Below are 14,527 nucleotides of genomic sequence, written 5' to 3'. Positions count from 1 at the left end.
GTATGCGATGCCGGAGGTGCCAGGATGCGTTTGGAATCAAAAGGCAATGATCGCTTGGCTGAACTATCCCCAGCTAAACGAGCTCTACTCGAAAAAATGTTGGAAAGCAAACAACGTGAAAATTCTGCGGGCGAACGAATTCCTGTTCGCCCGCAGGAAAACGCCATTCCGCTATCATTTGCCCAGCAGCGGCTGTGGTTTCTGGATCAATATGAACCGGAAAGTCCAGTCTATAATCTTTGCTACGCGATCCGTCTGACAGGCAACCTTTGGATACCGATTCTGGAGCGATGCTTTCAGGAGATTCTTGATCGTCATGAGGTATTGCGGACGACTTATTCCGTTGTGGATGGAGAGCCGATACAGGTGATCAATCCGCCTGTTCCGGTGAAGATACCGGTGAAATCCCTTGGAGCCTTGTCCGAACAGGAAAAAGAAGCAGAAGTACAGCGGCTGGCTCGGGAGGAAGCGCAAAAGTGCTTTCACCTGACGGAAGATTCCATGCTGCGAACGACCCTTCTGCGCCTTCATGAGACGGAGCACATTCTGCTTGTTACCATTCATCATATCGCTGCAGACGGGTGGTCTCTGGGTGTTCTCGTTCATGAGATGATGCAGCTCTACACTGCCTTTTATCATGAGCAGGCTTCACCTTTAACACCTTTGCCGATTCAATATGCCGACTTCGCCCATTGGCAACGGGAGTGGGCAAACAGGCAGGAATTTCAAAGACAACTGGATTTCTGGAAACAAAAACTGTCGGGAAGCTTGCCCGTTTTGCAACTTCCGACAGACAGACCACGCCCGACCATACAGACGTTTCGAGGTGCTGTTGAACGCTTTTCCCTGTCGCACGAGCTTGCCCACTCTCTCCGGGATATAAGCGCGCAGTCGGGGACGACGTTGTTTATGACATTGCTCGCGGCGTTTAAGACTTTGTTATTCCGCTATACGCAACAGGACGACATCCTGGTCGGCACTCCGATCGCCAATCGAAACAGGAGTGACATCGAAGGATTGATCGGCTTTTTTGTAAACACGCTTGTCATGCGGAGTCAACCGTCCGGAACAGCAACCTTTCGCGAATACCTTGCCCAGATACGCGACGTCGCTCTGGAAGCGTATGCCCATCAGGACGTGCCGTTTGAGAAGCTGGTAGCGGACATTTTACCCAGCCGCCTTTTGAGTCATTCTCCCTTGTTTCAAGTGATGTTCATCTTGCAAAACGCGCCGATGTCCGAGATGAAGCTGCCCGAGCTTGACGTGGAACACTTCATTCTGGATAGCGGAACGACGAAGTTCGATTTGACTTTTTCCTTTACAGAAACAGCAAACGGATTGAACGGATCAGTTGAATACAATGTCGACTTGTTTGAAAAGAAGACCATTGAGCGAATGATCCGTCATTTTGAAACACTGCTGATAAGTATCGCAAGCAACCCGGAGCAAACGTTATCCCAGTTGGGCATCCTGCCGGATTCAGAGCGGCGAACAGTGCTGGAGGAGTGGAATCGGACAGAGAACCGAGAGCTACAAGATCCGGGGTGCACCCATGAAATGGTTGAGCGGCAGGCGGTGAAAACGCCAGATGCGATTGCCGTGGAGGACGAAACGAGACAGCTCACCTACGACGAGGTGAACCAGCGTGCCAATCAACTGGCCCATTACCTGCAAAAGTCGGGTGTTCGGCCGGATTCACTCGTAGGGATATGCTTGAATCGCTCAGTCGATACGGTTGTGGCCGTGCTTGCGGTGCTGAAGGCCGGGGGAGCCTATGTCCCGATCGACCCTGCCTATCCCGCTGACCGAATTGCCTACATGCTGGAAGACAGCCGGGTGTCTATCCTCATCTCGCAACACAGAATTGCGCATGAGCTGCCGGCCTATGACGGCCAATGCGTTCTCATCGATACGGACTGGGCAGCAATCGCACAACAGAGTGATTCCAATCCGCACTGCTTGGTGAAGCCTGAAAACCTGGCTTATGTGATTTACACATCGGGTTCGACCGGCAAGCCAAAAGGTGTGATGATGGCACATAAACCGCTCGTCAACCTGTTGTTGTGGCAGATGAAATCGTTCCAAGACCCGAAGCCGGCCAGAACGCTGCAGTTTGCTCCCCTCAGTTTTGACGTCTCTTTTCAGGAAATCTTCTCAACGTTATGCTCGGGCGGCACCCTTCTGATGTCGGAAGAAGTGCGGCAGGATCCGGTAAAGCTGTTGAAGTTTTTATCCGGGCAGAAAGTGGAGCGGCTGTTTCTTCCCTTTGTCGCACTGCAACAACTGGCAGAGTCGGCCAATGTCCGAGAGACGGTACCTGAGCGGCTCCGCGAAATCATCACCGCTGGCGAGCAATTGCAAATCACCCGGCATATTAGCGGCTGGCTTGGAAAAATGAAAGGGTGCCGTTTGTACAACCACTACGGACCATCGGAAAGCCATGTGGTAACCAGCTACACCTTGCAGGGAGAACCGGAGGAGTGGCCTGTCCTGCCGCCAATTGGACGGCCGATTGACAACGTACAAATTTACCTGCTCGACCAGCATCTGCAGCCTGTGCCGATTGGCGTGCAGGGAGAGCTGTATATCGGTGGCACGGCACTCGCCCGTGGCTATTTGAACAGACCCGATCTAACCCTTGAAAAATTTGTTCCACACCCGTTTTCTACCGATCAGACGGAGCGCTTGTATCGCACAGGCGATGTAGCCCGCTTTTTGCCGGATGGGACGATTGAGTATATCGGCCGGATCGATCACCAGGTAAAGGTGCGCGGCTTCCGAATTGAGCTGGGAGAAATTGAAGCAACGCTTGGACAGCATCCGCAGATCAGGGAGACAGCCGTGGTTGTACGAGAGGATGTTCCAGGCGACAGGCGTCTGGTCGCTTATGTCGTGACCGAAGCAGGTGCTTCCTATTCCACCAAGGAACTTCGCGGATTTCTGCAAAAGCGGCTGCCGGAATACATGATTCCCGGCACTTATGTGCAGTTGGAGGCTCTTCCACTGTCGCCAAACGGAAAGATCGACCGGCGTGCACTGCCTGTTCCTGATTACGCAAATAGGAGCATGGAGCGAGAGTACGTACCCCCTTCGACACCGGAAGAAGCATGCGTGGCCAAGATCTGGAGCGAAGTGCTGCGTACAGAGCCGATCGGTCTTGGCGATAACTTTTTTGAATTGGGCGGTCACTCGCTGCTCGCCACACAAGTGATCTCAAGACTAAACCATGCATTCCGGATGGAAATTCCGCTGAAGACATTGTTTGAAGCTCCTACCGTCCGCGCCTTGGCTGAGTCCATTGCCCACGCCCGGCAAAAACGGCAGGAAAATGATGCACCCCCGATCCAGCCGGCGCCGCGTGAACAGGAAATGCCGCTTTCGTTTGCCCAGGAGAGGCTATGGTTTTTTGAGCAGTTTGAGCCGGGGACGGCCACGTACAACATTCCGGGAGCAATTCGCTTGGTTGGTGTGCTCGATGTTCATGCATTGGAGCGCAGCTTTGCAGAAATCGTGCGCAGACATGAATCACTTCGTACCGTTTTTTCGGCATCAAATGGCAGACCGATTCAAACCGTCCTCCGGGAAATGAAAATTCCATTGGTGACAGTCGACTTGCAACAGCTTCCGGCCGACCGTCGGGAGAGTGCCTTGCGTGAGCTGATCAAAACAGAAGCGGCGCTGCCATTTGACATCACGCAGGGGCCACTGCTTCGTACCACTCTTGCAAAGCTGGGGGAGACCGAGCACGTTCTGCTGATCACCATGCATCACATCATTTCCGACGGGTGGTCGCTCGGTGTATTCATTCGTGAAATGGCGGTACTCTATGACGCGTTTTGCAATCAGGCCTCTTCACCGCTGCCAGACCTCGATCTGCACTACGCCGATTTTGCCTATTGGCAGCGGCAGTATCTGCAGGGAGAAGAATTGGAAAAACAACTTGCCTATTGGAAAGGAGTCTTCCAACAGGAGCCTCCCGTCCTGCAGCTTCCGACCGACCGGCCTCGCCCGGCATCGCAAACATTTAACGGAGACGCCCAGCGCTTCGTTTTGGGAAAACAACTGACCGATGCACTCAAGACACTGTCTGTCCAGTCCGGAGCGACCTTGTACATGACCCTTCTTGCCGGTTTTAAAACGTTGCTGCACCGCTACAGCGGGCAGGAAGACATTGCAGTGGGTTCTCCGATCGCAAACCGGAATCGGAGCGAGTTGGAAGGGATGATTGGTTTTTTTGTCAATACACTGGTGATTCGCAGTCAGCCGAACAGTGTGATGTCGTTCCGTGAATACCTGGACCAGGTGCGTGAGGCAGCCGTCGGTGCTTTCGCCCACCAGGACCTCCCGTTCGAGCGGTTGGTAGCGGAGCTCGTACCGCAACGAAACAGGAGTGCCTCCCCGCTGTTTCAGGTGCTGTTCGTATTGCAAAATACGCTTGCATCAGACTTGGCATTGCCGGGACTGACAATGGAGCAACTAGATGCTGAAAGCGGAACTGCAAAATTTGACCTGACCCTCTCCATGCGGGAATCAGGTGATGAACTGATCGGCTATCTCGAATACAACACTGACCTGTTCAACCCAGATACAATTGCTCGCTTGATTGGACATTTTGAAACGCTGCTCGGGTCTATTGTCCAAAATCCGGACTACAAGCTTCACGAGCTGCCGCTGCTTACAGACAAGGAACGCCACCAATTGTTAATGGAGTGGAATCAGACACAGACGGACTATCCATCTCTTAGTTCGATCCAGCAGGTATTTGCCGAGCAGGTTGCCAAGGCTCCTGACGCAATCGCACTTGTCTGTCAAACAGAACAAGTAACTTATGATGAGACAAACCGCCGTGCCAATCAACTCGCCCGCCACCTCGTGAAGCTGGGTGTCAGAAGGGGAGAGTTGGTCGCGGTCTGCATGGATCGTTCCACAGATCTGATCGTCGCATTTTTGGCTATTCTCAAAGCGGGAGCAGCTTTCTTGCCGCTAGACCCTACTTATCCGAAAGAACGTCTGGCCTACATGCTGGAGGACGCACGCGCATCCGTTTTGATCACGGGTGGGAAAAGGGAGGATGTTCTGCCTTGGCAGCATCTTCGCGTGATTGACCTTGATCGAGACAGGCAGCAGATTGCCAGCGAAAGAGAGGAAGACATCGATACCGGCACAACTGCTGACGATCTAGCCTACGTCATGTATACGTCGGGCTCTACGGGCAAACCGAAAGGAGTTTGCATCCCTCATCGCGGAGTCATTCGCTTGGTGAAGGGGAACGGCTATGCCTCTTTTTCGCCGGAAGAAGTCTTTCTGCAATTTTCTCCCGTTTCATTTGATGCGTCCACGTTTGAAATCTGGGGCAGTCTCTTGAACGGCGCCCGCCTGGTCCTGTACCCAGGCAGCAAAGCGTCTCTGGAGGAATTGGGAAAAACGCTGCGGGAGCATCGGGTTACGACCTTATGGCTGACGGCGGGGCTGTTTCACCAGATGGTTGACCAGCGTCTGGATGATCTCATCCATGTAAAACAACTGTTGGCCGGAGGAGACGTCTTGTCCGTCTCTCACGTGAAAAAGGTACTGGAACACCTGCCCGGCATTAAGCTGATCAATGGATATGGACCTACGGAAAACACGACGTTTACCTGCTGCTATCCAGTGACAGACGGGAGTTTGGTTCAAGGATCGGTTTCGATTGGAAGGCCGATCGCCAATACGCGCGTATACATTTTGGATTCGTATCTTCAGCCGGTTCCGGTGGGAGTAACAGGCGAGCTCTACATCGGCGGAGACGGCTTGGCCAAAGGGTACCTCAATCAACCGGAGCTTACCTCAGAGCGATTTGTTTCCCATTCGTTCGATGCAAATATGGATACCCGTTTATACAAAACGGGCGATCTTGCTTGCTATCGCCCGGACGGAAACATCGAATTTCTCGGGCGGGCAGACCAGCAAGTGAAAATTCGGGGGTTCCGAATTGAATTGGGAGAAATAGAAGCTGTCTTGGATCAACACCCCGCTGTGCAGGAGAGTGTCGTCCAGGTATGGCAGGGAGAGAATGCCGATAAGCGACTGGTGGCTTATTTGGCTATTCCGCAAGAACCAAAGCCGGGCGTTGGCGAACTGCGTGCCTATCTCCAGAGCAGAGTGCCTGAACATATGATTCCTTCCTTGTTTGTTCTACTGGACGCTTTTCCGCTAACGTCAAACGGCAAAGTGGACAGAAAATCACTGCCGGCCCCTGATGAATCACAATTCGCACGGGATCGGGAATGGGTTGGTCCGCGTACACCTGCCGAACAGTCCCTGGCGGAGATTTGGTCGGAAGTGCTGGGCGTCCAACGAATAGGGGTTCATGACAATTTCTTTGAAATCGGCGGCCACTCCCTTTTGGCGACGCAAGTCATTTCGCGGATATCCTCCCATTTTGGGGTTGAGGTCTCTCTGCGAACGTTTTTTGAACAACCCATCATCGAACATCTCGCTGCCCTTGTCGATAACCGTGATCGTTCAGATCGACGGATTCCACTGAGGCCGCTGCACTCACCCGCAAGGGAACTGGCCCCGCTTTCCTTTACCCAGGAGAGGGTATGGTTTTTTGAACAGATGGAACCGGGAACCGGCGTTTATCACATTCCAGGGGCGATTCGGCTGAGTGGGCAGCTTGACATTTTTGCATTGCAACGGGCCTTTGGGGAAATTGTTCAACGTCATGAAGCGCTGCGGACGACATTTGTCGAGGCAGATGGTCACCCGATGCAGAAGATTCATCCCACGATGAATATTTCTGTACCATTTTCCGATTTGCGAAACCTTCCGGAGGAGTTGCGAAATAGGGAAGTGGAGCGGCTGGCCAGTGAGGAAGCGGAACGTCCATTTGACCTGGCTGCCGGGCCGCTGGCACGGTTTCGACTGCTCCAGCTAGAGGATCGGGAATACGTGCTGTTGTTTGCCTTGCACCATATCATTTCCGACGGCTGGTCCATCGACATCCTTTTCCGTGAATTCGGTGCACTGTACGAATCTTGCGTAACGCGCAAAAAACATGCTCTTCCCGAGATGACGATGCAATACGCCGATTATTCCGAATGGCAGCGGGATTGGCTGCAAAGCGAAGAACGCAAACGGCAGCTCCACTACTGGAAAGGCAAGCTGGGCGGGCATCTTCCGGTCCTGCAGCTCCCGACAGATCGGCCGCGGCCGGCGGTGCAGACGTTCCAGGGGGCATCTGAATCATTTACATTGTCAAAAGAGTTCACGGATACACTCAGTGCGATCAGCCAACGGGAAGGTGCGACTCTGTTCATGACACTGTTGGCGGCATTCAAGACGCTGCTCTATCGTTACTCGGGCCAGCATGACATCCTGGTAGGGACGCCAATTGCCAACAGGATGAATCGCGATTGCGAGAGTGTTATCGGATTTTTTGCCAATACGCTTGTATTGCGATCGGATTTGTCCCATGAATTGTCCTTCACACAGTTGCTGGCCCAAGTCAAACAAACGTCCATCGATGCCTACGCCAATCAAGAATTGCCGTTTGAGAAACTGGTGGAGGAGCTCCAACCGGAGCGTACTTTGAGCCACTCGCCTCTGTTCCAGGTGATGTTTGTGCTGCAGAACACGCCGAAGACGGATGTCGTCCTGCCAAACCTTGCGTTTGTTCCTGTTCAGGCGGAGACGCGGGTCAGCAAGTTTGACATCACCTTGTTCATGGAACAGACGGATCAGGGATTGACCGGCAGCTTCGAATACAATACCGATCTCTTTGACGCAAGCACGATTCAACGCATGATCGGCCACTACCAAACACTGTTGGAAGGTATTGCTATGGAACCTGGCTGCCAGATTTCCAAATTGCCGCTTTTGACCGCGACAGAGCGTCATCAGCTGTTGGTTGAGTGGAACGATACAAAGGCGGAGTATCCGGAAGACATGTGTTTTCACCAGCTGTTTGAAGAACAGGTGGAAAAGACGCCCGACGAGGTAGCAGTCGTCTGCGGAGATGTGCGGTGGACGTACAGGGAATTGAATCGGCGGGCCAATATGCTAGCCCGCTATTTGCAAAAAAACGGTGTTGGACCGGAGCAGCTCGTTGGGATCTGCCTGGAACGCTCCGCGGAGCTGGTCTTGGCCATCCTTGGCATTCACAAGGCGGGAGGCGCCTATGTACCGATTGATCCGGGGTATCCGAAGGAGAGAATCTCGTTTATCGTGAGCGATGCGAAACCGTCGCTGTTGTTGACACAAGAGCGGTTGTGCAGCGTTCTGGAGCCGGGAGAAACAACCGTGATCAATCTGGATGCGGATTGGGACATCGTGCAGCAAGAGAGCGACAGCAACCCGGTTTGCATCGCAACGCCGGAAAATCTGGCCTATGTGATTTATACTTCGGGTTCAACGGGAACGCCGAAGGGAGCCTTAATCATTCATCGGGGACTGGTCAATTACTTGCACTGGTGCAAAAAGGCATATCCGGCAGAAGAGGGCACGGGTGCTCCTGTTCACTCGTCCGTTGCCTTCGATTTGACCATCACGAGCATGTTTGTGCCACTGATCGCGGGAAGAACCGTGATGATGCTCCCCGAGACGGAGGGAGTTGAGGGATTAGGGAATCTCCTGAAGGAATCGGAAAACTTCAGTTTGGTGAAAATCACACCGGCTCATATTCAGCTCCTCAATCAACAGCTATCGCCTGACCATGTAAAAACATGCACCAGATCGCTCGTCATCGGGGGAGAGAACTTATTGGCAGAGACAGTTGCCTTGTGGCGCAGGCATGCCCCGGGGACCGCACTGTTTAACGAATACGGTCCGACAGAAACCGTAGTAGGTTGTATCGTTTATCAAATACCGGAGAATATGGCGGCTACCGAATCGGTTCCGATCGGTCGTCCGATCGACAACATGCGCGTGTATTTGTTGGATTCAAACATGCAGCCCGTACCCATTGGCGTTCCAGGAGAAATTTATATCGGTGGAGCGGGCGTGGCACGTGGGTACCTCAATCGCCCCGAGTTGACGGCTGAGCGATTCATCGAGGACCCGTTCTACCCAGAACAAGGTTCGCGTCTTTACAAGACAGGGGACTTGGCTCGCTATCTGCCGGATGGCACTCTGGAATATTTGGGTCGTACGGACCACCAGGTGAAAGTGCGCGGATATCGGATAGAACTCGGAGAAATTGAAGGGGTGCTGAGTCAGCATCCCGCTGTAAAAGACAACGTCATTGCCGTGATGGCTGACGGCAGCGGAGAGAAAAGCTTGGTTGCCTACGTGGTGATGAACCCGGACACCCGATCTGCCCATGTGGAACTGCGGGCGTATTTACAGGAAAAACTGCCTGTGTACATGGTTCCCTCCCATTTTGTCACGCTGGATGAATTGCCGTTGACGAGCAACGGAAAAGTTGATCGGAATGCCTTGCCTTTACCGGAAAGAAGCGGGACGGAGCTGGAGAGCAGCTACATGGCTCCACGAAATCCGGTGGAAGCAAAACTGGTCACGATCTGGGAAGAGCTGCTGTCGGTAAGCCCGATTGGCGTGTACGACAACTTCTTCCGCCTGGGAGGCCATTCGTTATTGGCGGTCAGGTTGTTTGCGCGAATAAAGGAGGAGTTCCATCAGAACGTCCCGTTGTCCGTTCTTTTTAAAGATCCTACGATCGCCCACCTGGCGCAAATGATCAGCCAGTCAAAAACAGAAATAGGCCATTCTTCGCTTGTTACCATACAGCCCAACGGTTCGCATCTGCCTTTCTTCTGCGTCCATCCGATTGGCGGAGGTGTCTTCTGCTATCAGCGTTTATCCGGTTTGCTAGGCAGTGAACAGCCGTTTTACGGATTACAGTCCAGGGGCCTTGCAGATGATCAGGAGCCGTTAAGCAGTGTGGAAGAGATGGCGATCCATTATCTGGAACAGATTCGATCGGTTCAAAAAAGCGGGCCGTACGTTCTCGCAGGCTGGTCATTTGGTGGAATTGTTGCGTATGAGATGGCGTATCAACTGCGGGAGGCGGGAGAACAAATCGCTGCCTTGATCTTGATGGACAGCTTTGCCCAAGCATACCGCAAAGACGCTGTACATGATCAGGTTACCGTGCTTGCAATGTTTGTCCAAGATTTGCTGGGCATAACAGCAAAAGAGATCCCCGGCTGGTTCCAATCGTTGCGCGATATTCCGATAGAACAGGCGATCCATACGTTGATGAACACCCTGATTGAACAGGAACTGCTGGGACAAAGCACATCATTTGAAGAGTTCGCGAGACTTTTCCGAGTATTCCAAGCCAACTGGACGGCCTACCGCCACTACGTGCCGAAGTCTTCCGGGCAGCCTATCATTCTCTTTACATCAGGCGACCGGGATGAGGGAGTCACCGGTATTTACAGCAGCCCGTCGAACGGGTGGGAAGAGGTGACAAACGGTGAAATAGAGATTCACGAACTCCCCGGCAATCATTTCACCATCCTGCAATCGCCCGGCGTTGAACAGATTGCCCAATCCATTGCAACTACAATGCGGAGAATCCATGATCGGAACTGGCTGCCAATGAACAGGTGATCGCCGTTGTCCATTCTTTCCCTCGTCGGGAGGAGGTAAGTGCACGATGAAGCAAAATCTTTCAGAAGAAATGACGCTCACCGGAAGAATCGGATGGTTGGAACGAAAATTACGAATACAGTCCAGTTATAAACAGGTGGAAGCCTTGCTAATTTCGGTGGGGGGGTAAATCGTCCATATGAGTTTTTACGCGCAAAGCAATCCAGTCAAACATTCACTGGAACCCAAGATGTTAGGGAGAGGCAGTTCATATGGTACGTTCGGCGAGTTATTGCAGGGCGTTTTGGAGGAAGACAATTCAGATTTTCTCGTTACCTTTCCGATCAATCGTTATGCCCATGCATTGTTTGTTCCCGAGCCGGAAAGCGACACCGTATCTGTTTATCCGTCACACAAGCAGAAATCACGCAGACTGGCAGAGATTATTCTGGACCATTTTTCATTGCCAAAGGGAGCCACATTAAAAATCTCCGGCAACATTCCAGTCGGCAAAGGATTGGCCAGCTCTTCTGCTGATCTGGTGGCGACGGCCAGAGCGATAACCGACTGCTATTCCCTCCATCTGCCTGTGACACTCCTCGAAATGCTCATTCGGCAGATCGAACCCACCGACGGTGTGATGTATCCGGGAGTGGTTTCCTTTTACCACCGGAGGGTACAGCTTCGCGAGTCAATCGGTGAGCTTTCGCCGCTTACCATCGTCAGCATTGACGAGGGGGGCGAAGTGGATACCGTTGAGTTTAACAAGCTGCCAAAACCGTTTACAGCAGCAGAAAGACAGAAGTATCAAAGCCTTCTGGATACCATCACCATCGCCATTCGGCAAAATGATCTGGCTTCCGTGGGGAAAGTATCGACAGAAAGTGCGCTTCTTAACCAGAAACTTCGGCCCAAGAGGACGCTTGATGCCATGCTGAGCATCTGCGAAGAAATCGATGCGCTTGGCGTTTGTGTAGCGCATAGTGGTACCTGCCTCGGACTTCTGCTGTCACCTGAGAGCAGCCGCTATCAGGAGCAATTGACAGCGGCCGGCGCACTTCTGGAGAAAGTGGCCGGCGAAGTGGTGATTTATCAGTCGTGGTCTTATAAGGAAGGATGGGACAATCATGCTGCGTTCAACGATTATTGATGCTATCGGACAAACGCCGTTAGTGAAACTTCGCCTGGACGAAAATGCGATAGGCCCGGTATACGCAAAGCTGGAAATGATGAACCTGTTCGGGATGAAGGACCGGGTGGCAAAAAAGATTATTTTGGAGGCAAAACGGGACGGAATTCTGCCTGACGGGGCTCCGATTATTGAAAGCTCCTCCGGAACAATGGCCTTGGGTGTCGCTCTCGTAGGAACGTATCTGGGACACCCCGTTCATATCGTGACCGATCCGCGAATCGATTTGATCACCCTTCGAAAACTGGAATCGCTCGGATGCCAGATTCATGTTGTGGAAAAGATGACCGGCCGGGGTTGGCAAAGTGCCCGCCTGGAACGGCTGCATGACCTGTTGGAACAATATCCGGGAGCCTTTTGGCCCCGCCAGTACGAAAATCCCAACAATCCGCTGGCGTACGCGGCATTGGCGAAGGAATTGCTTGATGACATTGGCAGAGTGGACATTCTCGTCGCCTCCGTTGGCAGCGGCGGTTCCTTGTGCGGAACTGCCCAAGAGCTGCTCAAGTACAATCCGGAACTGCGGGTAGTGGCCGTCGATTCCGTCGGCAGCGTCATTTTCGGTCAGCCGGATAATCCGAAGCGGCTGCAGAGCGGATTGGGCAACAGTCTGGTGGCGCCCAATGTTAATCACGAACTGGTTGACGAAGTTCACTGGCTCAGCGACGAGCAGGCCTTCACTGCGACGCTGGAGCTGGCCAAACACGAAAAGGTCTTTGCCGGAAACAGCTCTGGTTCCGTATATGCGGTGGCCCGCTGGCTGAGCAGCCAAGTATCGCCGGAAACAAACATCGTGGGGATATTCCCCGATCGGGGAGACCGTTACTTTCAAACCATTTACGATGAACAATATCGTCGGGATAAGGACATCAACTCATCCGTACCGCTTTCTCAACCGGCCAAGGTATCGTATGAGAGCGTGGTGACCTCCTGGTCGTACGCAGCGGTCAAAAGGGGGAACAGACGTGAAAAAGCTCCTGCTCTTCGTTGAGTCAAATACGACAGGTACGGGCATGATTGCTCTGAAAAAGGCGCAAGAGCGGGGCTTTTCCCCCGTTTTTTTAACAAGCAAGCCGGAGAGGTATGCGGGTCTGGCGGAAACGGGATGCAGGGTTCTCGTATGTGACACCAATTCCTTGGACGCATTGCGAACCACGATTAAAAAAGAGCTTCCCGCAGACCAGATAGCCGGGATTATGACGATAAGCGAGTTTTACCTCGTCACGGTTGCGACGCTAGCAGAAGAGTACGGTTTGCCCGGCAATCCGCCGGAAGCCATGCTTGTTTGTCGCAACAAGGCGCAAACCCGGTTGCGATTGGCAAAAGCCAATGTGGCTCAGCCGCGATTTGCGATTATTCGTACAGCCAAGGAAATCCCTGAAACGGTGAAGGCGATCGGTCTGCCGTGTGTAGTAAAACCTACCGATGACAGCGGTTCAAACGATGTAAAGCTGTGCAGCGGTTTCCTGCTATCTGGCAAAGAAGGTACGTTGCAAAAAGTAGAAGGGGTTAAGGAGGTCCGCAGCATGCCAGGCATCCGGAATGTGACGATTTCCGCAAGAGCGGGAGATCGCGTGTATATACCGCAAAATGCGTACCATCGCTTGGGGTATGTAATAGCTTCCGGCGGTACATATGCGCAGACCGAGTATCGTTTACAAGAAGCGGTAGACAACATCGTGGTTACCGTGAAGGAACAGGTGGAAGCGAGTTGGAGATGATGATGAGAAAGGGAAAACTATTTATGCTTCCTTACGCAGGGGGAAGTGCATCTGTATATTTGAGCTGGAAAAAACACCTGCCTGCGGAAGTCGAACTCATTCCCATGGAGCTGCCAGGCCGAGGAAAACGCTATAAGGAGCCCCTTATTGATTCCGTGCAGAATATGATCCCAGTTTTACTGGAAGATATCACATCACATGAATTATCCACTTCATACGCCATTTTCGGGCACAGCATGGGAAATCTACTCGCACTGGAGTTGGCCAGAGAGCTGGCGAAACAAGACCACCCCTTGCCTGCTGCATTATTTTTATCCGGCAGAAATCCCCCGCATGTGAAGAGCAATTTTTTACGACATGTTTTGTCTGAGCAAGAGCTGGTGCAAGAGATCCTAAAATTGGGGGGGACTCCGCCAGAATTAATGGAAAACCGCGAATGGCTTGAACTGTTTTTGCCGATTATCCGCTCCGATTATAAGCTAGTAGAGACCTACCAATTCAAATGGGATGCACCTCTCGATTGTCCTTTCATGATCTTCAACGGAAAACAGGACCTGCTTATTGATGCGGGGCAAATCGAAGAATGGAGCCGATTTACATCGAGGGAGTATTCTGCTGCTTGGTTTGAGGGAGATCATTTTTATATCCATGACCAGGCGGAGGAAATATGTCGGCAAATGGTGCGGCATCTCGGTGCCCCCACATCTCCTCTGCACTGACAATCGAATGGAAAATGGGCCAATTTGGTGGCCCCAGGCTGTCGAGAGAGTCTCGGCAGCTTTTTTTATGCCCGTGATGCAATCAGGTGTGAAAACAAAAAGTGACGGGATAGTTGTGCAAAGAGACGGGACAGTTATGCCCGCTTCTAGTTTGAAAAAGCTATGCAAACATACAAAACTCATATGCAAATGTGCATAAACGCAAGTGCATCCTGTTGTGATGCGATTTTTGTTCGTCGCTTGAAAAGAGGTGACGCGTTCGGATTATGCGTTTTTACATAAAAAGCAAGACCGCCTTGTCATATTGAAACAGCAGAAGTCTGAATATTCTTATCCATTTCCGGCGAAACGCTGCCCCGAGCCTA

The 14,527-nt window shown here is 52.3% G+C and carries 6 protein-coding genes; all 6 read left to right on the top strand.

All coding sequences use genetic code 11. The features are described 5' to 3' along the window. Positions 1–24 precede the first annotated feature (24 nt). Genes NST37_RS19430 through NST37_RS19405 form a run of 6 tightly spaced genes read left to right on the top strand, consistent with a single transcriptional unit; the run spans position 25 to position 14,162 of the window. The gene (locus NST37_RS19430) at positions 25–10,554 is read left to right on the top strand and encodes an amino acid adenylation domain-containing protein (protein ID WP_339185666.1); all 10,530 of its coding nucleotides are present in this window, start codon (positions 25–27) and stop codon (positions 10,552–10,554) included. A gap of 46 nt (positions 10,555–10,600) precedes the next feature. Then, positions 10,601–10,723 carry a hypothetical protein gene (locus NST37_RS19425; protein WP_265575851.1) on the top strand — a complete coding sequence of 41 codons (123 nt, stop codon included), beginning with the start codon at positions 10,601–10,603 and terminating at the stop codon, positions 10,721–10,723. 9 nt (positions 10,724–10,732) lie between these two features. Next, positions 10,733–11,683, top strand: coding sequence for a kinase (locus NST37_RS19420; RefSeq protein ID WP_227277881.1), 951 nt, complete (start codon positions 10,733–10,735; stop codon positions 11,681–11,683). After that, the gene (locus tag NST37_RS19415) at positions 11,661–12,713 is read left to right on the top strand and encodes a cysteine synthase family protein (protein ID WP_243013895.1); all 1,053 of its coding nucleotides are present in this window, start codon (positions 11,661–11,663) and stop codon (positions 12,711–12,713) included. Before NST37_RS19420 ends, NST37_RS19415 begins: the two co-directional genes overlap by 23 nt. Next, positions 12,688–13,443, top strand: a complete 756-nt coding sequence (locus NST37_RS19410; RefSeq protein ID WP_171506434.1) for a hypothetical protein — start codon at positions 12,688–12,690, stop codon at positions 13,441–13,443. The genes NST37_RS19415 and NST37_RS19410 overlap by 26 nt, the downstream gene beginning before the upstream one ends. Further along, the gene (locus NST37_RS19405; protein ID WP_003389547.1) at positions 13,440–14,162 is read left to right on the top strand and encodes a thioesterase domain-containing protein; all 723 of its coding nucleotides are present in this window, start codon (positions 13,440–13,442) and stop codon (positions 14,160–14,162) included. Before NST37_RS19410 ends, NST37_RS19405 begins: the two co-directional genes overlap by 4 nt. The last annotated feature ends 365 nt before the right edge of the window (positions 14,163–14,527 follow it).

Source organism: Brevibacillus sp. FSL K6-6036, from assembly GCF_037964015.1.
Classification (GTDB): Bacteria; Bacillota; Bacilli; order Brevibacillales; family Brevibacillaceae; genus Brevibacillus; species Brevibacillus borstelensis.
The sequence above is the reverse complement of the archived record's forward strand: the minus strand, read 5'-3'. Positions and strand labels throughout refer to the sequence as shown.

Excerpts from the sequence above, each read along its gene's own strand:
- NST37_RS19430 (WP_339185666.1), top strand. The coding sequence starts at position 25 with ATGCGTTTGGAATCAAAAGGCAATGATCGCTTGGCTGAACTATCCCCA.
- NST37_RS19420 (WP_227277881.1), top strand. The coding sequence starts at position 10,733 with ATGAGTTTTTACGCGCAAAGCAATCCAGTCAAACATTCACTGGAACCC.
- NST37_RS19425 (WP_265575851.1), top strand. The coding sequence starts at position 10,601 with ATGAAGCAAAATCTTTCAGAAGAAATGACGCTCACCGGAAGAATCGGA.
- NST37_RS19405 (WP_003389547.1), top strand. The coding sequence starts at position 13,440 with ATGATGATGAGAAAGGGAAAACTATTTATGCTTCCTTACGCAGGGGGA.
- NST37_RS19415 (WP_243013895.1), top strand. The coding sequence starts at position 11,661 with ATGCTGCGTTCAACGATTATTGATGCTATCGGACAAACGCCGTTAGTG.